This is a genomic window from Mycobacterium sp. (assembly GCF_035570115.1).
Classification (GTDB): Bacteria; Actinomycetota; Actinomycetes; order Mycobacteriales; family Mycobacteriaceae; genus Mycobacterium.
Genome location: NZ_DATMLH010000293.1, coordinates 1 through 25,892, shown reverse-complemented (window position 1 = coordinate 25,892; position 25,892 = coordinate 1). Strand labels below are relative to the sequence as shown.

Below are 25,892 nucleotides of genomic sequence, written 5' to 3'. Positions count from 1 at the left end.
ACTGTTGCGCGGGTTGGCGAACGGCGCCTTTCCGTCTTCGACCAGGGCCGCGTTGAGCGCTTCGAAATCGGCGAGCCGGAAGAACACCTCACCGCGCACCTCGAGCACGTCGGGTACCGGATAGTCGTCGCTGGCGGTGAGGCGCTCCGGGACGTCCTCAATCGTGCGCGCGTTGAGCGTGACGTCCTCGCCGGTGCGGCCGTCGCCACGAGTTGCGGCCCGGACCAGCCGTCCATTGCGGTAGACCAAAGCCAATGCGACACCGTCGATCTTGAGCTCGCACAGAAATGGCACATCGTTACCGACCTCGGCGTGGATGCGCGCCGCCCACACGTCGAATTCCTCGGTGCTGAACACGTTGTCCAGCGACAGCATCCGTTCCAGGTGCTCGGCGGAGGTGAAATCGGTGGCGAAGCCGGCGCCGCCGACGAGCTGGGTCGGTGAGTCGGGCGTGCGCAGCTCGGGATGCTCCTCCTCGAGTGCGGCCAGCCGACGCAGGAGCTTGTCGAAGTCCGCGTCGGAGATGATCGGCGCATCACGCACGTAGTAGCGGAACTGGTGTTCGCGCACTTCGTCGGCGAGTTCGCGCCAAAGACGTCGGACTTCGGGCGCTATCGCGTCAGCCTCTGCTGAGCTCACCTTGGCAGGCTATCGGAGGACGCCGACGAGAAGACCGGCGCGCGTCGGGCCGCAGTGGCAATTTCGACACAGAGCCTTCGGGTTAGTGACGAGTGGTGACCGCGCTATAAGAGGAATCCAGATGAGCACCCATGTCGTCACCGAGTTCAAAACCAAACCCGGGCGAGCCGAAGAACTCGTCCAAATTCTCAGCCACGCCCTGCCCGACAGCCTCGCCCACGACGGATGCGTCAGGCTTGTTGCAGGCGTGGCGAACAGTGCCGATTGCCTATCGCTTGACTATGTGGGCGGACGCCTCCTTCACGTTCAAGCTTCATGAAACAACTCGGCGTTCGTCAACCGCCGAAGACGTTGTGTTGATTTTCCTGCGCTGGTGGAGGGGGGCGCAGCCCAACATCAGGCAGCTTCTGGTGAGCAACGTTGTGAGCCTCCTCTGCCATTAGCCCCAGCGCCCCGAGCAGCACCTCTGCACTGGATGTTTCGGCATCGGCGCCAAGTCGTTGTTCGAGTACTGCGCGAGTTACCGCGATGGTGGCACCGATGAAGTAGGTAAGTGCGGCGTCGATGTTCACCGGCTTGAACCGTCCGCAAGCGATCCCGCGCTCGAGAAGGCGCTTTCCGTAGCCGGCCAGGGCGTCTTGAAATACAACGTCCGCGCGATCGAGATTGACGATAAGCCAAGCGGTCTGCGGGTCGGTCGCCGCGTTACGCACGAACCAGCGATGCGCCGCGGACGCTGATTCAGCGGGATCATCGAACTGGCGCGCATGCATGGCCAACTGGCTTGCAATCTCCGACATCAGTTCTGTCGCAACAGCTTCAACAAGGTCTTCCTTGCTGCCGAAGTAGTTGTAGAACGAGCCGAATCCGATATCTGCGACAGCGGCGATTTCGCGGAGTCGCAAAGCCGAGACACCCTTCTCAGCGATGAGCCGTGAGGCGGCCGCTGTGAGTCGGCGCCGCGTGCGTAATTGCCGGCGGGCGATCCGTGTCGATTCGCCGGGTTGAGGAACGTGTTCAAGGCTCACTGGGCCATCATCGCAGACCAAAACGATCATATGATCAATATTGACCATCTGTTCACTGCTGATCTATTCTGCGACTGACTACCAGCGCTGGAGGTAGGAATGTCGCAGACGGAACTGCAGGATCCCGCAACGGGCATGAGCCTCACGCGAGACCCCAGCGACCCCCGCTTTTATACGGAGGCCAACAGACGGGCCTACCTGGATATCCATCGCGAGTGCCCGATCTACTGGGTCGATGCTCGCTTTACGCAGCCATTCTGGAATGTGTGCCGCCACGATCTGATCCGCGACGTCGGCAACAATGTGGAAGCGTTCACGACGGAGTTCGGTGTGCACTTAAACGGGGCGGCGTTTACCCTCAAGGACGCCGAGGCGCCATCGGTGATGCAGACGCTGCCGGTCGCGCTGAGACCGGCCAACATCATGGATGCAACTAGTCACCGGAGACTGCGCACCCCGCTGAACCGGTATTTTCGGCCGACCAGTATCGCGAAGATGACCGGTGCCGTACGCCATTCGATTACCACGATTCTCGACGCGGTCGAGGAGAACCAAGAGGTGGATTTCGTTGAGGTGTTCGCCAATCGCGTACCGTTGCTGGTCACCACGGAACTGCTCGGAGTCAGCACTGATCGCGAACAGGACTTCAAGACCTGGGCCAATACGATTCTTGAGTCGTTCGAACCTGGGGCGACACCGGATTTCGACGCGTTGGCCAACATGGTGGCCTTCTTCGCCGCAGAGGTGGACTCCCGTGGTGTCAGTCCGCGCGAAGACGACCTGGTGTCGTCACTGATACATAGTGGCTTTCAGCGCGACGAGGTCGTCATGTGGTGCTGGCTGCTTCTGGTCGCCGGCCTGGAGACGACGGGCAACCTCATCGCAGCTGGAGCGCATCTGTTGCTGCGCGATCTACGCAACCGTGACCATCTCGTTGCTGAACCGGCGCGGGTCCGCTCCGCAGTCGCCGAGATGCTGCGTGTTATCACGCCAGGACGCTACATTCGGCGGACCGCCGCGGTGGATATCGACCTTGGTGGACAGGCGATAAAGAAGGGCGACGCGGTGGTGATGAACTTCACCGTGGCCAACTTCGATCCCGAGATGTTTGCCGATCCGCTCGTGTTCGATCTCGACCGCAACCCTGATCCGCATCTAGCCTTCTCGTGGGGACCTCATCGCTGCGTCGGACAGTCTCTAGCCCTATTAGAGTCGGTGATCGCGTTCGAGGAATTTCTGGCTCGATTTCCCAACTCTGAGCTTCGCGGCGCAGCGGTATTCCGACCAAGTCTGGCCACCGCGGTCGTCGAATCGCTACCCGTCGTCTTCAAGTCGTAGGTTAGCTAATTCGCCGTAACGAGCCGATGCGGCCTCGTCGGTACGCGCGCCCCACCCGGCGGGTGCGGCTTGACCGCGCGGACACTAGATGGCGTCGGGGTCGTCGGCGAAGGCCTCCGCGGCCCGCCGGGCGAGCCCGATGGCGGCGCGCGCCCACTCCGGCGTCGCCAAGGCGAGGCCGCACGCTGGGGTGGCGCCGATACGGTCGCGCAGCGCCGCGCGGCCGAAGCCGAGCCGGTCGGTGACCGCCACGACCGCGGCCGCAATCTCCTCCGCCGAGGGACGCCGCGCCGGGGTGGCGGACGAGACGACGCCAAGGACGACGGCGCGGCCCGATTCGACGAATTCCGCGATCGAGTCCAGATCGGCGGCGTCAAGTGTCGACACGTCGACAGAAACTGCTGCAATGTTGCTGCGCTGCAATACTTTCCACGGCAATGCCGTGGCGCAGCTGTGCACTGACACCTCAGCGCCCGCGGCGGCCACGCAGGTATCCAACATGGTGGTGGCCAGCGTCTCGTCGATCGGGGCCACCGGGCTCAGCGTGGTCACTCCGGTCAGCCGGCCGGCCACCGCCGCCGGCAGCAACGGCTCGTCGAATTGCACCACCACGGGCGTGTCGAGCCGACGGGATACCGACGCACGATGCGCGGCGACACCTTCGGCCAGCGAAGCGGCGATGTCGTGCACGGCCCCGAGATCGGTGATGGCCCGGTGACCGTTGGCCAATTCCAGCTCGGCGGCCAGGGTGATCGGCCCCGGCGCCTGGATCTTGACCGGCCGCCCATCGCCGCGCAAACCCGCGATCTCCCACGCCTCTTCCAGCGCGTCGATGTCTTCGTCGAGCAGGCTGACCGCCCGACGGGTCACCGCGCCGGGCCGGGCCGCCACCCGATAGCCACGCGGCACCGTGTCAATGGCCACGTCGATCAGCAGCGCACCGGCGCGCCCCACCAGGTCGGCGCCCACTCCCCTGGCGGGCAACTCGACGATGTGGGCCATCGCGCCACCCAGCTCGCCGACGACGACCTCGGCCGCTTGCCGCGCAGCGGTGCCGGGCCACGACCCGGTGCCGCTGGCCGTTGCGAAAACGCTCACCGGCCAACCGTATTCGACCGGGCCTAATGCGGCCGACCAGGGCCCTACCAGTCCCTGGGTGTCACACGTTCGAATCCGGCCGGGGCACTGGTCAGAGGGTCTTTCAGGACCTCAGCGACACGCTCGTCTTGCGGCGTCCTTCGACCGGGTCCTAATGGCCGGCGAACACCACTACTCGAGTCGGCCGGATCCGGTACAGGGAACGGACTTCGTTGCCGTCCGGATCGCGGAGAGGATAGGTGGATTCACCGAGGTATATCTGACTGAGTTGATTGATGGAGTCCGTTGCCACGCTTCCGCGGACAGGGTCGTCCTCGTCGATGACGTCGTCGACAACACCTTGGATCGACATCCAGTGATAGGAGTTGTCGGGATCTACGAAGAGCAAAGAGGCGTGGCGACGCTGCCGGAGGTTGCGGTCCTTTTGTCTTCCGCGCACCGAATTTACAAGGATCTCTCCGTTGTCGCGGCTGGCCCAGACGGGACTGATGTGGATGGTGCCGTTTCCATTCAGGCAGGACATACTGGCGGTGACTGCTCCGTCGAGCAGTTTGAGGTGTGTTGCGGGAAGATCGCCGAGCGCCTGCTCGGTCTGTCGCGTTCCGACCGAGAATGAACCGCTTTGGCCTGGAGGTTTGAGGGTCGCGATTTCCATGCTGGTTAGGCCTCTTTCGGGCTGGTGATCGTCAGTGCCTCGTTTGCGCTGCCGAGATGCTCGACGGTTATGAAAACGAGCTCGGTCTCGCCGAGATTGTTCAGGTCGTGTAGCAGGTACTCACCGTGGTCGAACGTCAAGTATTTCGAATCGCCAGGGTCGTAGCTCACTTCCCGTGTTGTGCCGTCGGATGTGTGTTGTCGGCTTCGGCCGCCGGTAGTGGCGATCCAGAAGTAGTCCAGGACATGGCGGTGTGCGTGCAAGCGCTGTCCTGGCGCCAGCCGGATCTCCCATACGCGAACGCGATTGGTCTCGAAGAGCAGCCGTGATCCGACGTGTCCGTCGTAGCGGTGCCGCTCGAATTCCTCCTTCAGCCCAGGCGACCAGCCATCGTAGTTCTCGGCGACGAGGGAGCCGGCTAGCGCGATCTTGGTCAAGGATTGACCACTACCGTCTGCTGGGATAGTGGATGTCATTGGTATTCCTTTCGTGAAGCAGTGGTGGCGGGTTCGTCAGGCCGACGAGGAGTGCTGGTGTCGCGGCGTGCCCGGCGGTGTTGGTCCGTAGAGTCCGAAGTCCAGGTTCGGGTCACCGGGGATCCAGGTGTTCTCTGACTGGCTCCGGTCGCCCATCTGCGCCGCTCGATTGACGAGGCTGTTGCCCAGCTCGAGCTGCGGGATCTCCCATTTGAGCAGTGCCTCAGAGATGTTGGGGTGGTTGACCTCGAGCGCCGATGCAAGTGTCCACGCATCTTCGGCGGCCTTGGCAGTTCCGGCTGCTGCATGGGGACGGGCGACGAACGCTGCATCTCCGATCAGCGCGATCCGCCCGAAGGTCATCCGCGGAATCTTGATGTCGAAGATCGGCTGGATGTAGGGGTGCGCAGTGCCGAGGACGACCTCGGCTGCTGCTGGCGCGAGCATGTGTAGTGCGGCTCGTTTGAGTTCGTCGATGAATCGATCCTGGACTTGGCCGGGTGGCACGCTGACGTCGCTGCGATAGCCGCTACGGTCGGTCAGTAGTTCGTCGAGGTCGTTACCTTCGGAGACGTTGCGATACCAGACGTAGTTCAGCCATCGCTGGCCCGGCCGCAATGCAAGGTTGGGTCCGGGTATCGGATAGATGAGCATATGACTTCGGTCGCTTGCCGAGTAGGTGAGAGCATCGCTCAGGAGTTCGAATGTCGATGCGCTGACCGCGTTTTCGAGCACCATGCCCCGCCAGCCGACATAGTTCGCGTACCGGCGCTCGACCTGCGGTAGCAGCAACCTGCGCGAGGTCGAGGAGATGCCGTCGGCGCAGACGACTAGGTCTGCCTCGGTGGTTGTGCCCCCATTGAACTCGATCTGTACGGTCTCCGTTTCATGTCGCAGTCCTGACATGGTGTATCCGAGGTGGTAACGGCGGGTGTCGAAGTCAGATAGCAGTGCGCCGTAGATTGCGCTCCAGGACGTGAAGGCCCATTGTTTGGCCGCTTGGTAGACGATCTCGTTGCCCGCTCCGAGGTAACGCACGAACTGACCGGAGGTACTCAGGGTGTGCGGTCGACGTGACGAGCGCTCACGGAACCAGCGCATTGTCTCGGGCTGCAGAATGATTCCGCCGCCGCGGCCGTCCAGCGGTTGAGTCGCGCGTTCGTAGACGTCGACGGTGAAGCCGAGGTCGCGTAGCAGCAGTGCGGCGGTGAGCCCGCCGACCGAGCCACCGATAACCGCGGCGCGTTGGCCGTCGTATGTCGTCATTTCGTCGCTCCTTCTTTCAGCGGCCGTAGGTGTTGTTGCACTAGGGATTTGGTAGCCGCTAAGGCCGGGCGGGTGCGGTTGTGACACCGTTTTGTTGGGCAGCGCGGGCCGCGGATATTGTGGTGTCGAGCCAGTCGAAGATGACTTGATGGGCGCGGTTGAGAGAGGCCACGTGGCAGTGTTCCCCGAGGCCTTCGACGGTGGTGAACCTGGCGAGAGTGGCCGGCGCCGTCATCGCCTTGGCGAGCACCGACGGCTGCCCTTTGAGGAATTGGTCCTCTTCGGCATCCATGATCAGCGTTGGCGCGGTGATGCGATCTGCGAGTCCAGCGAGGGTGTAATCGGTTGTGCGCCGGATGAAATCGGCGTATGAGGAGGCGCCCATGGTCCAGACTCCGTTGTTCAGTCCCCAACGCACCTGGGTGCGCAGCGTAGCCATCACTCCCATCAACCGATTGGCCAATCCATCCTTCCCATTACGGATCCGGCGCATCACCCAGGCCGGCAATGCGTTCACATAGGCCTGGTGGAAGTCGAAAATGCCGTCGTCGAGGATCAGCGCAGCCGGTCGGTGGTCGAACGCGGCGGCACGAGCAACCAGGTAGGACCCCATGCTGTAGCCGAAGAGCGCGATAGCGTGTGAGTCGATCTCGGTCCTGCCCTCGCAGTAGTCGAGGACCGGGGTCAGCACCGCCTCCCAGTCGGGCCGAAATACCACACCTTGTTCGCGAATCACGGCACCTTGCCCCGGGCCGTCGTAGGCGAGCACGTTGTAACCATGCTCGAGTGCGGCAGCGGCAATCGCAAACCATGACTCTTCAGCGGTGGAGTCATATCCGTTGGTGTAGACCACGGTCGGCCGGGCAACGCCCGAGTCGTCGACCAGAAAAAGATATCCGGGCAGCGTCGTCGTCTCGTAGGGGATAGCTATTCGAAGGACTGGATGGTCCATCAAATTGATTGCGCTGGCGAACATCTGGCGGGACAACCGTGCCACCGCACGCGCCTCGGTATCGGTGGCGGCATTCTTGCGCCGAAAGAACTCGGCGGTTCGGTAGTAGTTCGATGCCCGCAGGAACGCTTCCCGGGCACTCACCCGGTGACCGTTCTTCGAGGCGGTATCGGCGATTCCGTGGACACGCTCGGCGGTGTTGCGCCAGGCCGTGAACCACCCGGTCTCGTCGCCGTTTCGGATCACGCGGGCTGTGGCGAGTACCTCCCCCAGATCCGCTCCGCCATACGGGGCGCTGCCCGCGGCGCGCAATGTCTCGAACGAGAAGGATTCGTCCCGAAACTGAAGAGCCGCAATGGTCCGCGGCCGTCGGGTGAAGCTCGTCGCAGCCGTACTGCCACCTGAGGGCTGGCGAGTCAGTGATGCGGATGCGGTCATGGGAATGGGCGTTCCTTTCGCTGGTTGTTTGGCCCGCCTCAGGGCCTACCGGAGTTGGTCGAGCAGCTCGTCTCTGTGGGCCAACGCCCAGTCGGTCAAGTGGATCGGCTCGCGGTCCAGCAGTTCACGCACGGTGTTGGTGGTGACGGCCGAGTAGTCCATGCGACCGTCGTACGTCTGCCGCAGCCAGGTGAGCGCGCTGGCGGCGTAGGCGGTGTCGTAAAAAGACGGGAGCGCCACTTCTCCGGCCTTGACCAGGTTGAGTAGGTCGTCGGGTGTGAGGATCAGCGCGGGGATCTCACGCTCGAGCGCGTGCGATAAGGCAGCCGCGATCGCATTTGCATCGAGGAGGTCGGTGGACAGGAAGTAGTCCTTGCCGGCGTGGATGTCGGGCCCCTCGATGAGCACTTTGGCGGTGACGGCGGCGATGTCGTCGCCGGCGACCCAGCCCACAGGCCGGTCACCCGCGGCCCACGCAAAAGAACCGTACTGCAACCGATTTGCCGTCAGCAGGTTCTCCATGAATACATGGGGATGGATGTTCGCCCAAGGCAGCTTGCTGCCCTGGATGTAGCGCTCGATCATCTCGTGCCAGGCAAAGTGTGCATCGGTGGACCGGCCATTGCCGAAAACGCCGAGATGGACGATGAAGCCGACGTTGGCGTCTTCGGCGGCGTCGACCATCGTCTTGGCCTGTTCGATCATCGCGGCGGTGTATCCCGCCATCAAGAACACCCGGTCGATGCCGTTGAGCGCCAGCGGGAAGGTGTCCGGGTTGTCGAGGTCGAGGTGGACGGCCTGCTTGCCTTGTTGGAGCCACATCGCAACGGTCTCTGGGTTGCGCGAGGCACGCACCGGGGTGACGCGCTCGGGTGCTTCGTCGAGCACGGCGGCCGTCGCGGCGCCGATACGCCCGCTTGATCCGATCACCAGTACGCGGGGCGCGGGCTGCTCGGTCGTTGTTGTCATTAATCCAATGTCGGATGAAGTGCCCTATATTGCAAAGACCAATATCGCTAGATATCCATAGCTTGCACCTATACCTGGAGCGCGCCCATGAACTTGCGGCAGATGCAGTACTTCGTCGCCATCGCTGAGGACGGGTCGATCAGCCGCGCCGCCGAACGCCTCCTCGTGGCGCAACCGTCGCTGTCGGCACAGATAAAAAGTCTCGAGACCGAATTGGGCGGCGCACTTTTCGAGCGGATACCGCGGGGCGTGCGCCTGACCGCGGCCGGCAAGGCCTTCCTTCCCGAGGCCCGTGCGGCAATCACCCACGCCGCCAACGCCACCCGCAACGCGCGCAGTGTGCTCGGTCTCAGGGGAGGTGAGCTAGAGGTAGCCACCATCACCTCAGTCGCGTTCGGAATCCTGCCATCGGCATTCCAGATCTGGCATCAGCACTATCCGGCCGCCACCATCGCGCTGCGCGAATACTCCGACCGCAATGCGCTGGCTGAGGCCGTGCGGATGGGCGTGGCCGACATCGCCGTAGGGCCGCAACCCGCCCAATGGCGCGGACCCATTGTCGAGTTGGGATGGGAGCAATTCGTCGTCATAGTCCCGAGCACAGATCCCTTGGCTGGAACTACCAACCCCGTGCCGCTCAGTGCGCTCGCGGACCGCGATTGGGTGCTGTTCGGACCTGGTCACGGGCTGTCGGACCTCATTCTCGAGGCGTGCGCGCTTGCTGGATTCGTTCCACGTCGGACAGTGCAGACAACTCAAGTCGCGGCGGCGAGCCACCTGGCGGCCGCCGGACTCGGAGTAACACTCATACCCGAGAATGTGGCGCCCGCAGGCCTGCACGCCGCGACCCGGCACGTGAAGCCTCCCTTGGTCCGAAAATTGTTCGCCTACACAAGATCCGAATGGCCGCCACTGGCTACCACTTTCGTCGAAGCGCTGCAACGCCTGGGCTGGCCTACGAAACCGGATGACGCGACTGTTATCCCTTAGCCAGGACCTTGGCGTTTCAGCCCGTCACGCCGGCGACGTGCTTCTCCTCCCTTCTGCGGCGCGACTACTCTCGTGTGAAAGAAAAGAGCCCCGCCCAGCTGGGACGAAACCTGGAAAACCCTAGAAAACCGATGTCACGGATGGCGGTAGCGGTGCGCCGACTGGTGCTGTGCGGCGCGGCGCTGCTGGCCGCGGCGTGCACCCGGGTGGTGGGCGGCGCCGCGGTAGCGCCATTCGGCACCGAACCAAATCTGTCCGGGGTTGACGTCGACCGCGTCCTGCTCGATCAGTCCCGCATGCGCGCGATCACCGGCGCCGACGAGCACCTCACGATCATCCCGTCGATGGACGGCAAGTCCCCGGTCGACGTTGACACGCTCGCCAAGACGGCACCGCCGCAATGCCGGTTCGTCTACGAGGACACCGCCACCTTCGGACCCGACATCGAGGAGTTCCACAAGACCACCTTCCAATACCCACCTCGCGGCGGGTTGATCTCCGAGGGCGCCGCCGCTTACCGCGATGCCAATACCGCGCGTCATACGTTCGACGCCCTGGTGGTGACCGTGCGGGACTGCGCGAACACCTCGGCCGGGGAGGGATACGTCGGTCCCTGGATCGCCGACGAACGGTCGCTACAGACGCGCCCTGGCGACTGCGGACGTGATTACGAACTCAAGTCAGTGGTGCTGATCGAAGTCACCTACTGCGGATTCCCGGAGTCGGTGTCCACGATCGTCATCACCAACATCGCCGCCAACGTGCCCGACTAGGACGTCCCGGTGCGCCGGCGTGAACTGGTGGCGAAAATCTGAGCGGAACTTCGCCGCGGCTTCACGCTCGGCGAATGGTCAGGACGCGGCGCCGATGGTGGCGCTGCCGATCACCTCGTCGCCGTCGGGGTCGGCGCGATACAGCACAAGCGTCTGCCCCGGCGCCACACCGCGCAGCGCAGTGCGCAACCGCACCACAAGCTCGTCACCGGCCAACTCGGCGACCGCGTCGACGGCCTCGCCGTGCGCACGTACCTGCACCGCACCCTCGAAGGGTCCGACCGGCGGCGTCCCCGCGGTAAAAACCGGTTGCTGCCCGGTCAGTTTCCACACATCCAGTTCGGCTGCCGAGCCGACCTGCACGGTGGCGCTTTCGGCATCGATCGCGGTGACGTAACGCGGCTGGCCGTCCGGGCCCGGGCCCGCAATGCCCAGTCCCTTGCGCTGGCCGATGGTGAAACCGTGTACCCCGTCGTGGGTGGCCAGCACGGTCCCCCGCTGGTCGACGACCGAGCCGCGGCGCACCCCGATCCGAGCCCCCAGGAACGCGCGAGTGTCACCGGACGGGATGAAGCAGATGTCATGGCTGTCCGGCTTGTCGGCGACCGCCAGGCCGCGGCGGGCCGCCTCGGCGCGGATCTGCGACTTGGGCGTGTCTCCGATCGGGAACGCCGCGTGGCGCAGCTGACCGCGGGTCAGCACCGCGAGTACGTAGGACTGGTCCTTGTCCTGGTCGACAGCCCGACGCAGCCGCCCGCCGGACAGCCGGGCGTAGTGCCCGGTGGCGACCGCGTCGAAACCCAATGCCAACGCGCGTGTCGCCAGCGCCGAGAACTTGATCCGCTCGTTGCACCGCACGCATGGATTCGGGGTCTCACCGCGGGCGTAGGACGACACGAAATCGTCGATCACATCTTCTTTGAACTTATCCGCGAAATCCCATACATAGAACGGGATCCCGAGCACATCGGCGACCCGCCGAGCATCTCCGGCGTCCTCTTTGGAGCAGCAGCCCCGCGAGCCGCTGCGCAGTGTCCCGGGGGCGTGCGACAGCGCCAGGTGCACGCCGACCACGTCGTGTCCGGCGTCGACCATGCGGGCGGCGGCCACGGACGAATCGACACCGCCGCTCATCGCGGCGAGGACCTTCATCGCGACGCTCCCGCGGCGGCCAGCGCGGCTTGTCGGGCGCGGGCGACGGCGCCGGGCAGCACTCGCAGCGCCGCGTCGACGTCCGCCTCGACGCTGGTGTGCCCCAACGACAGTCGCAGCGACCCGCGGGCGCTGGCAGCATCAGCGCCCATTGCGAGCAACACGTGCGACGGCTGCGGCACTCCGGCGGTGCACGCAGACCCGGTCGAGCATTCGATTCCGTTGGCGTCCAACAACATCAGCAGCGCATCGCCCTCGCACCCGTCGAAGGTGAAGTGCGCGTTACCCGGGAGTCGCCGAGATCCCCCAGCACCGTTGAGCCGAGTGTCCTCGACGCCTGTCAGCACACCTTCGATGAGACGGTCGCGGAGTAGCCGCAGCCGCGCGCTGTTGGCCTCCAGCCCGTCGACGGCCAGCTGCACCGCGGTCGCCATGCCGACGGCACCGGCAACGTCGGGGGTGCCGGAGCGGATGTCGCGTTCCTGCCCACCGCCGTGCGACAACGGCACACAGCCGACGTCGCGGCGCAGCAGCAGCGCGCCCACACCGGGCGGGCCGCCGAACTTGTGGGCGGCCACACTCATCGCCGACAGCTGGCTGGCGGCGAAGACGACCGGCAGCTGCCCCACCGCCTGGACCGCGTCACTGTGCATCGGGACAGCAAACTCGGCAGCGATGGCGGCGAGTTCATCGATCGGCATGACGGTGCCGACCTCGTTGTTGGCCCACATCACCGAGACCAGCGCAACGTCGTCGTGGCGCTGAAGAGCCGCACGCAGCGCGGCGCCGGACACCGATCCGTCCGGGGCGGTGGGCAACCAGGTCACCTCGGCGCCTTCGTGCTCGACGAGCCAGTTCACCGAATCCAGCACGGCGTGGTGTTCCACGGCGGTGGTGACGATGCGTCGATGGCGTGGCTCGGCGTCGTGGCGCGCCCAGTAGATCCCCTTGACCGCGAGATTGTCGCTTTCGGTGCCGCCGGCGGTGAAGATCACCTCGGACGGACGCGCACCCAGCTTGGCCGCGATCAGCTCGCGGGATTCTTCCATTCGACGCCGAGCGGCCCGACCCGTGGTGTGCAGCGAGGAAGCGTTGCCCACGGTGTTCAGCGCGCCCGTCATCGCCTCGATGGCGGCGGGGTACATCGGGGAGGTAGCGGCGTGATCGAGATAGACCATGACCCGCCCAGACTACCGGCGCGGTCCTTCGGCTCAGGAAGCCAGCACGGGTCTACGCGGCCCATGACCTGGGTGCGGCGCCGCCGTAGTGCGGATAGCGGCTTCGCAGCGACGGGCCAGCTCGCGCCGATCGGCACCCGGCAGCTGGAGTGATTCGACGTAGACCCGCGCCACAGTGCGGCGGGCGACCAGCAACCGGCCGATCGACCGCAGCAATGTGTCGTCGCCGATATAGGCCGGAACGGTCGAGACCCTGCCGTCCCGGTGGTGGTAGCGCAGCCGCAGCGGCTGGACCGGTCGGCCGGTATCCACGGCGGCCTGAAACATCGCCGGATAGAACCGCCCGGACGCCAGGCCGCACCAGGTGGTGCCCTCCGGGAACGCCACCACCGTCTGACCGGCACGCAGCCGAGCGGCGACGGCATCGACGACACCGGGCAGCTGGCGCAGGCTGGCCCGGTCGATCGGAATGACCTTGATGATGAACGTCATCATCCGCACGACGAGATTGCCGGCCACATCGGCGCGGCCGACAAATGACGCGGGCGCCGCGCGCCACCGGCTGGTGGGAAGTACCGCGCCGATCGTCACGATATCCAGCCAAGACATATGGTCGCTGACCACCAACACACCGGGCAGATTCCGAATCGGACCGCCCGACACCGTGATCCGGACGCCGAGAGACCACAACATCAGTCGGCAGTAAAACCGCCTGGCCCGCGATCGGCCCGGTAGCGGAAGCGAGACCATCAGCAGCGCGGGCGCCAACAGCAACGCCAGGCTGACACGCAGCGTCACTCGCAGCGCCACGATCAACCGACGGGACGCGTCCGGGCCTCCGGCCTGCAGACAGCTGGTATCGCAGGAGGCCCGCGGCAGCCAGGCGTGGTCGCGCGCCAGCGGACTGCTCATCAGGCCACCCCGCCGGCCGCCTCGGTGGCCGCCGCTACCGACCGGAGTCGGCGCAGATATCGCGTGTCGGCTTGACGCTTGTCCAGCAGCGCGGGGAAATCACCCACGCCGAAGTCGGCGTCGTAGGCCGGCTCACCGCATATCCGCGCTCCCAGCCGCAGGTAGCCGCGCATGAGCGGCGGGATCATCGGCCGGGCGGGGGCAGGGATCTCGTCGAGGGGGCGTCCGTCGATGATTACCGGGCGGTGCGGATACACCCGGTACTGGGGCGGGGCGGCGTGGCGCCGCAGCACGAAGTCGCGCACGCCCCGAATCTGGGCGCCCGGCGGCCCGCCGTCCCCGTTGACGGGTACCGACACGCAGCCGGTGACGTAGTCGTAGCCGCATCGGTCCAGGTAAGCCAGGATCCCGGCCCACATCAGCAGTACCACGGCACCGTTGCGGTGGTCCTTGCGAACCACCGCGCGTCCCATCTCCACCAGCGACGGCCGCAGGCCATCCAGCGCCTGGATGTCGAATTCGGTTGCGGTATAAAGCCCTCCGGCGGCGACGGCGCCGGTCGGCGACAGCATCCGGTAACAACCGACCAACTCGCCCGAGTTGTCCTCGCGGACCAGCAAGTGATCGCAGTGCTCGTCGAAACGGTCGACGTCGACGCCTGCGCCTTGCCCGGTCAGCGTAAAACCTGGCTCCTGGCGGAATACGTCGTAGCGGAGCCGTTGCGCGGATTCGATCAGCGCAGGATCGGTGGACAGCAACAGCGAGTACCGCGGCTCGGTGGAAGAACTTGTCCCCGACGCGGGCTCATCAGCGGGTATGAGGACCGAGTCAACACTCATGCCCTCACAGTTAGCGATGTTGATCACTAATTGGCATCCGCGCCGTGACGTGTCCGTGCACGGCAGATGACGATGTCGCAGCGAAGACCGGATGACCGCGCAGGTCGAGGGCATTAACGTTGCCTGGATCACAGTTTTGGTCCAGACTGCGACGGTGGCTGAGGTCGATGGCGCGACATTTGACCCCACCGCGCTTCGCACCAAATACGCGCAGGAACGCCAGCGGCGGCTGCGCGCCGACGGAATCTCCCAATACGTGCAGGTCGCCGGCGCATTCAGCCGTTTTGCCGACGACCCGTGGGCCGATCCCGACTTCACCCGCGAACCGATCAGCGACGACGTCGACGTCGCGGTCGTCGGTGCCGGCTTCGGAGGCTTACTCATCGGGGCCCGGTGTAAGCAACTCGGCGTCGACAATGTCCGGTTGATCGACAAGGCCGCTGACGTCGGCGGCACCTGGTATTGGAATCGCTACCCCGGAATCGCCTGCGACGTAGAGTCCTACGTCTATATGCCCTTGCTCGAAGAGCTCGGCTACGTCCCGACTGAGAAGTATGCGAAGGGTGCCGAAATCTTCGCCCACTGCCGGCGCATCGCCGAGCACTACGACTTGTACCGTGACGCGTGTCTGCAGACCGAGGTACACGAAATTCGTTGGGAACCTGATAGTTCCCGCTGGGTGATCTCCACCGACCGCGGTGACGAGATTCGCGCCCGGTTTGTGGCGATGGCAAACGGCTATCTGCAGAGACCGAAACTTCCTGGAATAACCGGCATTACCACGTTCGGCGGTCATGCATTCCACACCAGCCGGTGGGACTACGAATACACCGGCACCGACCTTGCCGGATTGTCCGACAAGCGCGTCGGCATCATCGGAACCGGCGCGACCGCGATTCAGTGCGTGCCGCGGCTGGCCGAATCCGCGCATCGGCTGTTCGTCTTCCAGCGCACCCCGTCAACGGTCGACGTGCGGGCCAATCGGCCGACCGAATCCGAGTGGGCGGCATCACTGCAGCCCGGTTGGCAGCGGCGGCGCATGGAGAACTTCCAAATCCTCACCGCAGGTGGTTCGGCCGACGAGGACCTGGTCGACGACGCGTGGACCAGCCTCATCAAAAAGCTGCCGATCGTCAACGACCAAGGTCCCAACGCCGCCGAATTGGCCGACTTCGCCAAGATGGAAGAGATCCGGGCGCGCGTCGATGCGATCGTCGCCGACGCCGCGACCGCGGAGGCGCTCAAGCCCTGGTACGGGTATTACTGCAAGCGGCCCTGCTTCCACGACGAGTACTTGCAGGCGTTCAACCGTGACAACGTCACCCTCGTCGACACGCATGGCCAGGGAGTCGAGCAGATCACCCGTGACGGCGTCGTCGTGGACGGCGTCGAATACCCGCTGGACTGTTTGATTTTCGCCACCGGGTTCGAGGTCGGCACCAGTTATTCGCAACGCACCGGCTTCGAAGTCATCGGCCGCGACGGCGCGACCCTCACCGAGAAGTGGGCCGACGGCGTGCGCACGCTGCACGGCCTGCACGTCAACGGATTTCCCAATTGCTTCATCGAAAGCATTGCTCAGTCCGGCTTCACGGTGAACTTCCCGTACCTCATCGACACCCAGTCCCGCCACATCGCCTGGGTGATCGCCTGGGCATTGCAGCACGGCGCCGCCGAGGTGGAGGCCAGCCCCGACGCCGAAGCAGGCTGGGTCGACACCGTGGTGGAACGCTCCAGCGTGATCGCCGGCCGGCGCGAGTCGTGCACCCCCGGCTACTACAACCGCGAGGGCAAAGCGGACGCCAGCTTGAACCAGGACAGCTTCTTCTTCGGCAGCCCAACCGAATACGCGGACATCCTCGCCGCCTGGCGGGCGACGGGCAGCCTCGACGGACTCGACGTGCGCTCGTCGGCGTTAGCACCGGCGCGGACGGACTGAACGAACCACGCGCCCTGACATCACCAACCCATGGATCCCGGAATTCCCTTGAAGGGTCCGACAATCCAACTCGTGATCCAGCCGCCGTAGAAACCTCCGGGCTGCGCGATAACCTCTTCGCCATCGACCGTGCAGCGGTCGACGGCTGCGGGCATCACCGCGATGGCACCCGCGATGGGCGCGAAGTCTCGGCTGGGCTGCTGGTATGTCCACGCCGCTCGTGGCGCCACCCGCCCGGCGGTCACCAAGTCGTAGTAGCTCGCTTGCCCCTTCCATTCACACCAGGAAGAACCCGCGGTGGGCCGCAGCACGCCGTCGGCGAAGGCATCGCGGGACAGGTAGTAGGTCGGCGGATGACTGGTTTCCAACACCCTCCAGGCGCGCGTTGCCGACACGATCGTCTGGCCACCCAGCTCGACGGCGATCGAGCCGGTGAAGTCCTCTAGCCGCGGCGGGCGGGGGTAATCCCACACCGATTCCTGTCCCGGTCCGGGAGCATCGGGTTTGGGCCACGGCTTCACAGCTGCATTATTTCGCCACGGATGCGGGTGGGTCCGCGAAACAGCGTCGCAGTCCGTGGCCACGCTCTGAAATGCTCCTCAGTGAGCGGCCAGCCAGTCGGCGAACCGAGTGCGGGCGAGCAGCGCATCGTCACCGGTAACCAGGCTGTCCTCGGAAACGAGGGTGCCGAAGTAGCGGGCGGACGGGTCGACGATGACGGGGGTGGTACCACCCCGATGTGCCACCACTAAATTCGCCAGGTCGGCAAACCGCAGCTTCTCCGGGCCGCCGATATTGACCACACCGTTGACGGGGTCGGCTTGGGCGACCCGCGCGACTTCGGCGGCGACTTCGTTGGCGGCGATCGGCTGGATGGGCCCATCGGGTGCCCGCACTTCGTCGCCGACCGTCAACGAGTCCGTAATTCCTTCACCAAACTCGTGAAACTGCGTGGCGCGAACGATCGTGTACGGCAACCCCGACTCAGTGATGGTCCGTTCCTGAACGACTTTGGCACGCATATAACCGCTTTCCGGCAACCTGTCGCAGCCCACGATGGACAGCACGACGTAGTGGCCGATATGTGCCGATTTGGCCGCGTCCACCAGATTTCTGGTCGCTGTGGTGAAGAACTGCATCACGGGTTCGTCGTCGAACGACGGCGAGTTGATCACATCGACTAACACGTCGGCACCCTCGAGCGCCTGCGCAAGCCCTTGTCCGGTCAGCACATCGGCACCTGAACTACGCGAAGCAGCGACCGTTTGATGCCCCGCCCCGTTTAACGCGGCGCTCACGCCCTTGCCAATCAGACCGGTGGCTCCCAGCACAGTGATTCTCACTGTCCGGACGCTACTCTCACCGTCTGATGGTCGCGACGACGTCAAAGCCTGCGACCGCCGATCTGTGACTCGCGACTGTGCGGCAGGCCGCACAGTCGAGGCCGAACGTGCGGCTGGCCGCACACTCGGCGCTACCCGACGCCTGCGGGTTTACCCCTTGCGGGCTTTGACCGCCTCGGTGAGCTGCGGCGCAACCTTGAACAGGTCGCCGACCACGCCGTAGTCGGCGATCTCGAAGATCGGCGCCTCTTCGTCCTTGTTGACCGCGATGATCGTCTTCGAGGTTTGCATGCCGGCGCGGTGCTGGATGGCCCCGGAGATCCCGAGCGCGATGTAGAGCTGCGGCGACACCGTCTTACCGGTCTGGCCGACCTGGAACTGGCCCGGGTAGTAGCCGGAGTCCACCGCGGCGCGGGACGCGCCGACCGCGGCGCCCAGTGAGTCGGCCAATTCCTCGACCACGCTGAAGTTCTCGGCACTGCCCACACCACGGCCACCGGAAACCACGATGGTCGCCTCGGTGAGCTCCGGTCGGTCGCCAGCGACGGCGGGCTCCCGGGCGATGACCTTGGCCGCGTTCTCGGCGGCCGCGGGCACCTCCACGGTGACCTGCTCGCCCGCGCCGTCGGCGGGTTCGGCGTCGATCGCGCCGGCCCGCACGGTGATCACCGGGGTGTCGCCGTTGGCCTGCGCCTCGACGGTGAACGCACCACCGAAGATGGAGTGGGTTCCCTTGGGCCCTTCCTTAACTTCGACCACGTCGACCAGCAGACCGGAACCGATCCGGGCCGCCAGCCGACCCGCGATTTCTTTGCCGTCGGCGCTGGCCGCCAGCAAAACGGCCGCCGGACTTGCCGATTCGGCCAGAGCGGCCAGCACGTCGACGGCCGGAGTGACGAGATAGCTCTCGGCGGTGTCGGATTCGGCCACGTAGATCTTGGCGGCACCGGCCGCCTTCAACCCGTCGACCAGTGGCGCGGCGGTGCCGGGCTTACCCACCACGACAGCAGCCGGCTCGCCCAAAACGCGAGCCGCAGTGATCAATTCGGAGCTGACCTTCTTCAAAGCGCCTTCAGCGTGCTCGGCGAGCACCAGTACTTCAGCCATGGGTTTTCCGTGTCTTTCGGTTCGGGATTTGAGTCTTAGATGAGCTTCTGCGAAACCAGGTACCCGGCGATCTTGCTACCGCCGTCGCCCTCGTCGGTGACCTTCTCACCGGCGGTCTTGGGCGGTTTGGGGGTGGCACTCAGCACCGTCGACCCGGCGTTCTCCAGCCCGACCTCGTCGGTCTCGACGCCGATCTCGGCCAGCGTCAGCTTGGTGACTTCCTTCTTCTTGGCGGCCATGATGCCCTTGAAGGACGGGAAGCGCGGCTCGTTGATCTTCTCGTTCACGCTCACCACAGCGGGCAATGAGGCCTCGATGGTGAACACGCCGTCGTCGGTTTCCCGCTCGCCGGTGATCTTGCCGCCATCAAGCGACAGCTTCCGCAAATGGGTCAGCTGCGGCAGCCCTAAGTATTCGGCGATGATGGCCGGCACCGCGCCGGCCACGCCGTCGGTGGCCTCGTTACCGGCGATCACCAGCTCGGTGCCCTCGATGGTGCCCAGCGCGCGCGCCAGCGCCCACCCGGTCTGGACGACGTCCGAGCCGTGCATCCCGTCGTCGAGCAGGTGGACAGCCTTGTCGGCGCCCATCGACAACGCCTTGCGAATGGCCTCGGCGGCCCGCTCCGGACCCGCGGTCAGCAAGGTCACCGATCCCTCGGTGCCGTCGGCGGCTTCTTTCTCCCGGATGAGCAGCGCCTCCTCGACGGCCCGCTCGTTGATCTCGTCCAGCACAGCGTCGGCGGCCTCACGGTCCAGCGTCCAATCGCCGTCTTTGAGCTTGCGCTCTGACCAGGTGTCTGGGACCTGCTTGATCAGGACCACGATATTCGTCATGAGTGTGGCTCGTCCTCCTCGAATGAGTCCTGCAGCCGCCAGCGGCAAGACTTAGCCCATGTCTTTCGCCCCCGCACGCGCATGTTACTGACTGGTAACTTTGTGCGGTTCGCTCTCACACCATAGCGGGTCGTCCTGCAGGTTCTGCCCCCCGTCTGCCGCGTGAGCGGGAATACCCCCGGTGAACGATTCGCGAAGGCGGCCCCAGGAGCTAGCCTGCCTATGAAATGAGCGCATTTGTCCCCGACGTTCCGCACGCCCCTGTCGACGCCGTTTTGACGTTGACCGGTGAACGCACCATCCCAGGCCTCGACGTGGAGAATTACTGGTTCCGCCGCCACGAGGTGGTCTACCAGCGGTTGGCGCAACGCTGCGCGGGCCGCGAAGTGCTCGAGGCGGGCTGCGGGGAAGGCTACGGCGCCGACCTGATCGCCGGGGTCGCGCGGCGGGTGATCGCGCTGGACTACGACGAGGCCACGGTTGCGCACGTACGGGCCCACTACCCGCGGGTGGAGGTCGTCCACGGCAACCTGGCTGAGCTACCGCTGGCCGACGCCTCGGTCGATGTGGTGGTCAACTTTCAAGTCATCGAACATCTGTGGGATCAGGCTCAGTTCGTCAGCGAGTGCGCCAGGGTGCTGCGGTCATCGGGGCTGCTGATGGTGTCCACCCCCAACCGGATCACGTTCTCGCCGGGTCGCGACACCCCGATCAATCCGTTCCACACCAGAGAGCTCAATGCCGACGAGCTGACCCAGCTGCTGGTCGACGCCGGTTTTGCCGCGGTGGCATTGAGTGGTGTGTTCCATGGGCCGCGGCTGGCCGAGATGGACGCCCGGCACGGCGGCTCGATCATCGACGCCCAGATCGCACGGGCGGTCGCCGACGCGGCCTGGCCGGCCGAGCTGCTGGCCGATGTCGCCGCAGTCACCACCACGGACTTCGATGTGGTCGAGGCCGGAACCGATCAGGCGCACCACATCGATGACAGCCTGGATCTGGTCGCGATCGCGGTGCGCCCGTGAACCAGCCGAACGGTAGCCAGGTGCCCGGTCTGTTCACCCTGGTGCTGCACACCCATCTGCCGTGGCTGGCCCACCACGGCCGCTGGCCCGTCGGAGAGGAATGGCTTTACCAGTCCTGGTCGGCGGCCTATCTACCGCTGCTGCGGGTGCTGCGGAAACTAGCCGGCGAGGACCGCCATCGACTGGTCACGCTGGGCATGACGCCGGTGGTGACGGCGCAGCTCGACGATCCGTACTGCCTGGACGGCATGCACCACTGGTTGGCAAACTGGCAACTGCGCGCCGCCGAGGCGGCCAGCATCCGTCCCGGAGACCTATTCGATGCCGCGACGTCCTGCACACCAGACGCATTGCGGTCCTTCGGGATTCGTGAATTCGCTGAGACCGAGCAGGCGCTCGACGATTTCACCAGCGGGTGGCGGCATGGCGCAAGCCCGCTGCTGCGCGGGTTGATTGACGCCGGCACGGTTGAGTTGTTGGGCGGTCCGCTGGCGCATCCGTTCCAGCCGTTGCTGACACCGCGTTTGCGGGAGTTCGCGCTGCGCGAGGGCCTGGCCGATGCCCGGCAGCGGTTGTCGCACCAGCCGATTGGCATCTGGGCACCCGAGTGCGCCTACGCACCGGGAATGGAACACGACTATGCGGCCGCCGGGATCGGCCACTTCATGGTCGACGGGCCATCGCTGCACGGTGACACCGCGCTGGGCCGGCCGGTCGGCGACTCCGAGGTCGTCGCGTTCGGGCGCGACCTGCAGGTCAGCTACCGGGTGTGGTCGCCGAAATCCGGCTATCCCGGCCACGCCGCCTATCGCGACTTCCACACCTACGACCACCGCACCGGCTTGAAGCCAGCGCGGGTCACCGGCCGCAACGTGCCGTCGGACGCCAAGGCGCCCTACGATCCCGAGCGTGCCGATCGCGCAAGCGACGGCCACGTCGCTGATTTCGTTGACGTGGTCCGCCGCAGACTGCAGGCCGAATCCGAGCGCATCGGGCGACCCGCGCACGTGGTGGCCGCGTTCGACACCGAGTTGTTCGGCCACTGGTGGTACGAGGGACCGGTGTGGCTGGAGCGGGTGCTGCGGGCACTACCGGAGGCCGGGGTGCGCATCGGCACGCTGAGCGACGCCGTCGCCGCGGGCTTCGTCGGCCAAGCCGTCGAATTACCGCCTAGTTCTTGGGGTTCCGGAAAGGACTGGCAGGTGTGGGCCGGCGAGAAGGTGGCCGACCTGGTGCAGCTCAACACCGAAGTTGTCGACACCGCGCTGAGCACCGTGGACAAGGCGCTGGCACAGACCGCGTCGCTGGACGGGCCGATACCGCGCGACCACATCTCCGATCAGATCCTGCGCGAGACACTGCTTACCGTTTCCAGCGATTGGCCGTTCATGGTGAGCAAGGATTCGGCCGCCGACTATGCCCGCTACCGGGCACATCTGCACGCCCATGCCACCCGTGAGATCGCCGATGCGCTGGCGTCCGGCCGCCGGGAGGTCGCGCAGCGCCTCGCAGATGGCTGGAACCGGGCCGACGGACTCTTCGGGGCACTGGACGCACGCCGGCTGCCGCGATGAAAGTTCTGATGGTGTCGTGGGAATACCCACCGGTCGTGATCGGTGGGCTCGGCCGCCACGTCCATCACCTGTCGACGGCGCTGGCGGCCGCCGGGCACGAGGTTGTCGTGCTGTCCCGCCGCCCGTCGGGAACCGATCCGAGCACCCACCCGTCGTCGGATGAAATCGACGAAGACGTCCGAGTCGTCGCCGCCGCGCAAGACCCGCACGAGTTCACGTTCGCCAAGGACATGATGGCCTGGACGCTGGCCATGGGCCATGCCATGGTCCGCACCGGATTGTCGCTGAAGAAGAAACGCAACGGCCGCCCGTGGCGCCCAGATGTCGTGCACGCGCATGACTGGCTGGTGGCACATCCCGCCGTCGCACTATCTGAGTTTTATGACGTGCCAATGGTTTCCACAGTTCACGCGACCGAAGCCGGTCGGCATTCCGGATGGGTCTCAGGATCGCTGAGCAGGCAGGTACATGCCGTGGAGTCGTGGCTGGTGCGCGAATCCGATTCGCTGATCACCTGTTCGGCGTCGATGCGTGACGAGATCACCGAGCTGTTCGGGCCCGGCCTCGCCGAGGTCACCGTGATCCGCAACGGCATCGACGCAGCTCGATGGCCGTTCGCGGAGCGCCGGCGCCACGGTGTGGCCAGCGGACCGCCGGAGCTGCTTTTCGTTGGCCGGCTGGAATACGAGAAGGGTGTGCACGACGCGATCGCGGCACTGCCGCGAATCAGGCGCGCCCACCCCGGTACCACGCTGACGATTGCCGGTGACGGCACCCAGCAGGACTGGCTGGTCGAGCAGGCTCGTAAATACCGGGTGCTCAAGGCAACCCGGTTCGTCGGACGGCTCGATCACGCCGAGCTCCTGGCGGCGTTGCATCGCGCCGACGCCGCGGTGCTGCCCAGTCACTATGAGCCCTTCGGGCTGGTGGCACTGGAGGCCGCCGCGGCGGGAACACCGTTGGTGACGTCGAACATCGGGGGGCTGGGCGAGGCGGTGATCAACGGCGAAACCGGGATGTCGTGTCCGCCCCGCGATGTGGCGCGGCTTGCCGAAGCCGTCGGCGCCGTGCTTGACGACCCGGCCGCCGCCCAACGCCGGGCCCGGGCCGCTCGTGAGCGCCTGACCTCGGACTTCGACTGGCACACGGTGGCTGACGAGACCGCGCAGGTGTACCTGGCGTCCAAACGGCGCGAACGCCAGCCACTTCCGCGGCTGCCGATCGTCGAGCACGCGCTGCCGGATCGCTAGTCCACACCAGCGCGCGTTTGCCGCGTACCGTCGGGCTAATGGGACTTGTGTACTCAAGCGTGGTCGACGCGCCGATCTACGAGGTGTTCGACTGGCACACCCGGCGCGGCGCGATCACCCGGCTGACACCGCCCTGGCAGCCGGTGCGGGTCGTCGCCGAAGCGGATTCGCTGCGCAACGGGCGCGCTGAACTCGGCCTTCCCGGCGGTCTGCGCTGGGTCGCCGACCATCAACCCGATGCCTACGATCCGCCGCGACGCTTCGTCGACTCGATCGGCACCGAAGGACTAGCGTCGGTGCCGGTTCGGCTGGCGGTCCGCTGGCGGCACACCCACGACTTCGACGAGGTCGGCGATGACCGCACCCGGGTGACCGACCGCGTCGTCACACCGATCCCCGCCAGTGCGCTGCGCGCGATGTTCGCTTACCGGCATCGCCAGCTTGCCGATGACCTCGCCGCCCACCGGCAAGCCGCCACGCAAGGTTTGGCGCCGATCACGGTTGCGGTCACCGGATCGTCCGGGCTGGTCGGGTCGGCGTTGACCGCCTTCCTGTCCACCGGCGGCCATCGGGTGATCCACCTGGTGCGCCACGCGGCGACCAAACCTCATGAACGGCAATGGAATCCGGACGATCCCGATCCGGATCTGCTGAATGGCGTGGACGCCGTCATTCACCTGGCCGGCGCATCGATCGCCGGCCGCTTCACCGAGTCACACCGAGCCGCGATCCGCGACAGCCGGATCGGTCCCACTCGCCGCCTGGCTGAACTGATCGCGAAATCGGCCGACGGGCCGAAGGTGCTGATCTGCGCGTCGGCGATCGGTTACTACGGCTATGACCGCGGCGAGCAGACACTGACCGAGGAAACCGACCGCGGGGACGGGTTCCTCGCCGACGTGGTTGACGAATGGGAGCGCGCCGCGACGGCGGCCGAGGACGGCGGGGTGCGGGTGGTACGGGTGCGCACCGGGATCGTGCAATCCCCTGGCGGCGGCACCCTTCGCCTGCTACTTCCGCTGTTCCGCGCCGGGCTCGGCGGTCGCATCGGCGACGGTCAACAATGGTTCTCCTACATTGGAATCGACGATCTTGTCGACGTGTATCACCGAGGGCTGTGGGACACCGCGCTGTCTGGGCCGGTCAACGCCGTGGCCGCCGATCCGGTGCGCAACATCGACTACACCCGAACACTCGCCAAGGTGCTGCGCCGGCCCGCGGTGTTGCCGGTGCCGACGTTTGGACCGCGGTTGCTGCTCGGCGAGCAGGGCGCGCGGGAACTCGCGTGCGCTAACCAACGTGTGCTGCCGGCCCGGCTGCAACAAGCCGCTCACCGGTTTCGCCGTCCCGACCTCGACCAGACGCTGCGGCATCTGCTCGGCCGCTGATCACAGGCCGCGCCGCGCTGACAGCGCGATGGCGAATCCAACTGCGGTCCATAGCTTTTAGCTGAGGCCCAAGATCTCCAACGGCGCGTCGCGTGATCCAAGAGCAATAATCTCCGCCTTGGCCCACTGAGCCTTGGTCTGATTGCGGGCAGCCGTCACGAGGTGGCCCTTTACCCGCAAGGGCTTTGGCGGTGGCCAGGATCAGCTTTCCTACGTCACCGACAGCCACAAGACAAGTTTGTGAGCTGGCAAGGACAGCAGCCCTACCGCGTGGTGCCTGCCGGGCGAAGTATCGAGGCCAGCGCTCGACACTAGCGTTCCTCGTCCAGGTAAGCGCAACAACGCCGAGACACCCACACCGGAAGGGCAGGAAGATGACTCAGTACAGCTGGACCGTGATCGGAGCAGGGCCGGCAGGCATCGCGGCCGTAGGGCGGTTGCTTGACCACGGGATCGTGGGCGAGCAAATTACCTGGATCGACCCAGAATTCGGCGCGGGAGATTTCGGCACCAAATGGCGAGCTGTGCCGAGCAACACCCGCGTCGAGTTATTTCTGGACTACTTGACCGCCTCGCCGTCGTTCCGCTTTGGACAGGCGCCAGCTTTCGAGCTGAACAAGTTCGATCCCGAGCAGACGTGCCCGCTCGGCGTCGTAGCCGAACCGCTGGTGTGGATCTCGCAGCATCTTTGCCAACGGGTGAGCGCTTTTCGCGCGTTCGCAACAGA

General features: G+C 65.6%; 25 protein-coding genes and 1 pseudogene. 10 read left to right on the top strand and 16 right to left on the bottom strand.

From position 1 onward, the window contains the following. Positions 1-639: DNA ligase LigA-related protein (locus tag VNW74_RS27840; protein WP_414686806.1), on the bottom strand; the 639-nt coding region annotated here is incomplete at its 3' end. A gap of 121 nt (positions 640-760) precedes the next feature. Here VNW74_RS27840 and VNW74_RS27835 point away from each other — a divergent pair. Beyond that, positions 761-958 (top strand): antibiotic biosynthesis monooxygenase, encoded by a 198-nt coding sequence (locus VNW74_RS27835; RefSeq protein ID WP_325682882.1) that lies wholly within the window; start codon positions 761-763, stop codon positions 956-958. 16 nt (positions 959-974) lie between these two features. Here VNW74_RS27835 and VNW74_RS27830 read toward each other — a convergent pair whose 3' ends face one another. Beyond that, positions 975-1,715: a helix-turn-helix domain-containing protein gene (locus tag VNW74_RS27830; RefSeq protein ID WP_325682880.1), complete on the bottom strand. Its 741-nt coding sequence runs from the start codon at positions 1,713-1,715 to the stop codon at positions 975-977. Positions 1,716-1,766: 51 nt separating this feature from the next. On the opposite strand from VNW74_RS27830, the gene VNW74_RS27825 reads away from it, so the two are divergent. Beyond that, positions 1,767-3,005 carry a cytochrome P450 gene (locus VNW74_RS27825; RefSeq protein ID WP_325682878.1) on the top strand — a complete coding sequence of 413 codons (1,239 nt, stop codon included), beginning with the start codon at positions 1,767-1,769 and terminating at the stop codon, positions 3,003-3,005. Between the two features lie 84 nt (positions 3,006-3,089). Here VNW74_RS27825 and VNW74_RS27820 read toward each other — a convergent pair whose 3' ends face one another. The 6 genes from VNW74_RS27820 to VNW74_RS27795 form a co-directional block, all read right to left on the bottom strand. Further along, a complete protein-coding gene (locus VNW74_RS27820; RefSeq protein WP_325682876.1) occupies positions 3,090-4,103 on the bottom strand; it encodes a methionine synthase in 1,014 nt (337 codons plus the stop codon). A 151-nt stretch (positions 4,104-4,254) separates the two neighbouring features. Beyond that, positions 4,255-4,758, bottom strand: coding sequence for a TIGR03618 family F420-dependent PPOX class oxidoreductase (locus VNW74_RS27815; RefSeq protein WP_325682874.1), 504 nt, complete (start codon positions 4,756-4,758; stop codon positions 4,255-4,257). 5 nt (positions 4,759-4,763) lie between these two features. Next, positions 4,764-5,234, bottom strand: a complete 471-nt coding sequence (locus VNW74_RS27810) for a hypothetical protein (protein WP_325682872.1) — start codon at positions 5,232-5,234, stop codon at positions 4,764-4,766. A 36-nt stretch (positions 5,235-5,270) separates the two neighbouring features. Beyond that, positions 5,271-6,500 (bottom strand): FAD-dependent monooxygenase, encoded by a 1,230-nt coding sequence (locus VNW74_RS27805; RefSeq protein ID WP_325682870.1) that lies wholly within the window; start codon positions 6,498-6,500, stop codon positions 5,271-5,273. Between the two features lie 58 nt (positions 6,501-6,558). After that, positions 6,559-7,890: an alpha/beta hydrolase family protein gene (locus VNW74_RS27800; RefSeq protein WP_325682868.1), complete on the bottom strand. Its 1,332-nt coding sequence runs from the start codon at positions 7,888-7,890 to the stop codon at positions 6,559-6,561. Between the two features lie 45 nt (positions 7,891-7,935). After that, positions 7,936-8,859 carry an NmrA family NAD(P)-binding protein gene (locus tag VNW74_RS27795; protein ID WP_325682866.1) on the bottom strand — a complete coding sequence of 308 codons (924 nt, stop codon included), beginning with the start codon at positions 8,857-8,859 and terminating at the stop codon, positions 7,936-7,938. An 87-nt stretch (positions 8,860-8,946) separates the two neighbouring features. On the opposite strand from VNW74_RS27795, the gene VNW74_RS27790 reads away from it, so the two are divergent. Together VNW74_RS27790 and VNW74_RS27785 are read left to right on the top strand one after the other, a co-directional pair. Next, complete coding sequence (locus VNW74_RS27790; RefSeq protein ID WP_325682864.1) at positions 8,947-9,849, top strand: LysR family transcriptional regulator; 903 nt, start codon at positions 8,947-8,949, stop codon at positions 9,847-9,849. A 140-nt stretch (positions 9,850-9,989) separates the two neighbouring features. Continuing rightward, on the top strand, positions 9,990-10,622 hold the full coding sequence (locus VNW74_RS27785; protein ID WP_414686805.1) for a sensor domain-containing protein: 633 nt from the start codon (positions 9,990-9,992) through the stop codon (positions 10,620-10,622). A 78-nt stretch (positions 10,623-10,700) separates the two neighbouring features. Here VNW74_RS27785 and mnmA read toward each other — a convergent pair whose 3' ends face one another. From mnmA to VNW74_RS27765, 4 genes are read right to left on the bottom strand one after another with little or no spacing between them, the layout of a single operon-like run. Further along, positions 10,701-11,774, bottom strand: coding sequence for a tRNA 2-thiouridine(34) synthase MnmA (mnmA, locus tag VNW74_RS27780; RefSeq protein WP_325682861.1), 1,074 nt, complete (start codon positions 11,772-11,774; stop codon positions 10,701-10,703). Next, entirely contained in the window at positions 11,771-12,952 is a 1,182-nt protein-coding gene (locus VNW74_RS27775) for a cysteine desulfurase family protein (RefSeq protein ID WP_325682860.1), read from the bottom strand. Before VNW74_RS27775 ends, mnmA begins: the two co-directional genes overlap by 4 nt. Before the next feature lie 33 nt (positions 12,953-12,985). Next, positions 12,986-13,864: a lysophospholipid acyltransferase family protein gene (locus VNW74_RS27770; protein WP_325682858.1), complete on the bottom strand. Its 879-nt coding sequence runs from the start codon at positions 13,862-13,864 to the stop codon at positions 12,986-12,988. After that, a complete protein-coding gene (locus tag VNW74_RS27765) occupies positions 13,864-14,703 on the bottom strand; it encodes a GNAT family N-acetyltransferase (protein ID WP_325682856.1) in 840 nt (279 codons plus the stop codon). Before VNW74_RS27765 ends, VNW74_RS27770 begins: the two co-directional genes overlap by 1 nt. Positions 14,704-14,857: 154 nt before the next feature. On the opposite strand from VNW74_RS27765, the gene VNW74_RS27760 reads away from it, so the two are divergent. Next, the gene (locus VNW74_RS27760) at positions 14,858-16,642 is read left to right on the top strand and encodes an NAD(P)/FAD-dependent oxidoreductase (RefSeq protein WP_325682854.1); all 1,785 of its coding nucleotides are present in this window, start codon (positions 14,858-14,860) and stop codon (positions 16,640-16,642) included. A 20-nt stretch (positions 16,643-16,662) separates the two neighbouring features. Here VNW74_RS27760 and VNW74_RS27755 read toward each other — a convergent pair whose 3' ends face one another. The 4 genes from VNW74_RS27755 to VNW74_RS27740 all read right to left on the bottom strand — a co-directional run bounded on the left by VNW74_RS27755 (position 16,663) and on the right by VNW74_RS27740 (position 19,928). Next, positions 16,663-17,163: a DUF427 domain-containing protein gene (locus VNW74_RS27755; protein WP_325682852.1), complete on the bottom strand. Its 501-nt coding sequence runs from the start codon at positions 17,161-17,163 to the stop codon at positions 16,663-16,665. Positions 17,164-17,241: 78 nt separating this feature from the next. Next, complete coding sequence (locus VNW74_RS27750) at positions 17,242-17,985, bottom strand: SDR family oxidoreductase (RefSeq protein ID WP_325682850.1); 744 nt, start codon at positions 17,983-17,985, stop codon at positions 17,242-17,244. A gap of 150 nt (positions 17,986-18,135) precedes the next feature. Continuing rightward, the gene (locus VNW74_RS27745; RefSeq protein WP_325682848.1) at positions 18,136-19,092 is read right to left on the bottom strand and encodes an electron transfer flavoprotein subunit alpha/FixB family protein; all 957 of its coding nucleotides are present in this window, start codon (positions 19,090-19,092) and stop codon (positions 18,136-18,138) included. Between the two features lie 35 nt (positions 19,093-19,127). Continuing rightward, the gene (locus tag VNW74_RS27740) at positions 19,128-19,928 is read right to left on the bottom strand and encodes an electron transfer flavoprotein subunit beta/FixA family protein (protein WP_325682846.1); all 801 of its coding nucleotides are present in this window, start codon (positions 19,926-19,928) and stop codon (positions 19,128-19,130) included. A 227-nt stretch (positions 19,929-20,155) separates the two neighbouring features. On the opposite strand from VNW74_RS27740, the gene VNW74_RS27735 reads away from it, so the two are divergent. The 5 genes and pseudogenes from VNW74_RS27735 to VNW74_RS27715 form a co-directional block, all read left to right on the top strand. Next, positions 20,156-20,953 carry a class I SAM-dependent methyltransferase gene (locus VNW74_RS27735; RefSeq protein ID WP_325682844.1) on the top strand — a complete coding sequence of 266 codons (798 nt, stop codon included), beginning with the start codon at positions 20,156-20,158 and terminating at the stop codon, positions 20,951-20,953. Then, complete coding sequence (locus VNW74_RS27730) at positions 20,950-22,527, top strand: 1,4-alpha-glucan branching protein domain-containing protein (RefSeq protein WP_414686804.1); 1,578 nt, start codon at positions 20,950-20,952, stop codon at positions 22,525-22,527. The genes VNW74_RS27735 and VNW74_RS27730 overlap by 4 nt, the downstream gene beginning before the upstream one ends. Further along, positions 22,524-23,777: a glycosyltransferase family 4 protein gene (locus VNW74_RS27725; RefSeq protein ID WP_325682842.1), complete on the top strand. Its 1,254-nt coding sequence runs from the start codon at positions 22,524-22,526 to the stop codon at positions 23,775-23,777. Before VNW74_RS27730 ends, VNW74_RS27725 begins: the two co-directional genes overlap by 4 nt. 38 nt (positions 23,778-23,815) lie before the next feature. Beyond that, a complete protein-coding gene (locus VNW74_RS27720) occupies positions 23,816-25,165 on the top strand; it encodes a TIGR01777 family oxidoreductase (protein WP_325682840.1) in 1,350 nt (449 codons plus the stop codon). A 374-nt stretch (positions 25,166-25,539) separates the two neighbouring features. Next, positions 25,540-25,892 (top strand): annotated as a pseudogene (locus VNW74_RS27715) (pyridine nucleotide-disulfide oxidoreductase); the annotation flags it as partial.

What these genes read in the sequence shown, in the direction of transcription:
- VNW74_RS27835 (WP_325682882.1), top strand. Translation starts at nt 761, where the DNA reads ATGAGCACCCATGTCGTCACCGAGTTCAAAACCAAACCCGGGCGAGCC.
- VNW74_RS27830 (WP_325682880.1), bottom strand. Translation starts at nt 1,715, where the DNA reads ATGGTCAATATTGATCATATGATCGTTTTGGTCTGCGATGATGGCCCA.
- VNW74_RS27825 (WP_325682878.1), top strand. Translation starts at nt 1,767, where the DNA reads ATGTCGCAGACGGAACTGCAGGATCCCGCAACGGGCATGAGCCTCACG.
- VNW74_RS27815 (WP_325682874.1), bottom strand. Translation starts at nt 4,758, where the DNA reads ATGGAAATCGCGACCCTCAAACCTCCAGGCCAAAGCGGTTCATTCTCG.
- VNW74_RS27810 (WP_325682872.1), bottom strand. Translation starts at nt 5,234, where the DNA reads ATGACATCCACTATCCCAGCAGACGGTAGTGGTCAATCCTTGACCAAG.
- VNW74_RS27805 (WP_325682870.1), bottom strand. Translation starts at nt 6,500, where the DNA reads ATGACGACATACGACGGCCAACGCGCCGCGGTTATCGGTGGCTCGGTC.
- VNW74_RS27800 (WP_325682868.1), bottom strand. Translation starts at nt 7,890, where the DNA reads ATGACCGCATCCGCATCACTGACTCGCCAGCCCTCAGGTGGCAGTACG.
- VNW74_RS27795 (WP_325682866.1), bottom strand. Translation starts at nt 8,859, where the DNA reads ATGACAACAACGACCGAGCAGCCCGCGCCCCGCGTACTGGTGATCGGA.
- VNW74_RS27790 (WP_325682864.1), top strand. Translation starts at nt 8,947, where the DNA reads ATGAACTTGCGGCAGATGCAGTACTTCGTCGCCATCGCTGAGGACGGG.
- VNW74_RS27785 (WP_414686805.1), top strand. Translation starts at nt 9,990, where the DNA reads ATGGCGGTAGCGGTGCGCCGACTGGTGCTGTGCGGCGCGGCGCTGCTG.
- mnmA (WP_325682861.1), bottom strand. Translation starts at nt 11,774, where the DNA reads ATGAAGGTCCTCGCCGCGATGAGCGGCGGTGTCGATTCGTCCGTGGCC.
- VNW74_RS27775 (WP_325682860.1), bottom strand. Translation starts at nt 12,952, where the DNA reads ATGGTCTATCTCGATCACGCCGCTACCTCCCCGATGTACCCCGCCGCC.
- VNW74_RS27770 (WP_325682858.1), bottom strand. Translation starts at nt 13,864, where the DNA reads ATGAGCAGTCCGCTGGCGCGCGACCACGCCTGGCTGCCGCGGGCCTCC.
- VNW74_RS27765 (WP_325682856.1), bottom strand. Translation starts at nt 14,703, where the DNA reads ATGAGTGTTGACTCGGTCCTCATACCCGCTGATGAGCCCGCGTCGGGG.
- VNW74_RS27745 (WP_325682848.1), bottom strand. Translation starts at nt 19,092, where the DNA reads ATGGCTGAAGTACTGGTGCTCGCCGAGCACGCTGAAGGCGCTTTGAAG.
- VNW74_RS27740 (WP_325682846.1), bottom strand. Translation starts at nt 19,928, where the DNA reads ATGACGAATATCGTGGTCCTGATCAAGCAGGTCCCAGACACCTGGTCA.
- VNW74_RS27735 (WP_325682844.1), top strand. Translation starts at nt 20,156, where the DNA reads ATGAGCGCATTTGTCCCCGACGTTCCGCACGCCCCTGTCGACGCCGTT.
- VNW74_RS27725 (WP_325682842.1), top strand. Translation starts at nt 22,524, where the DNA reads ATGAAAGTTCTGATGGTGTCGTGGGAATACCCACCGGTCGTGATCGGT.
- VNW74_RS27720 (WP_325682840.1), top strand. Translation starts at nt 23,816, where the DNA reads ATGGGACTTGTGTACTCAAGCGTGGTCGACGCGCCGATCTACGAGGTG.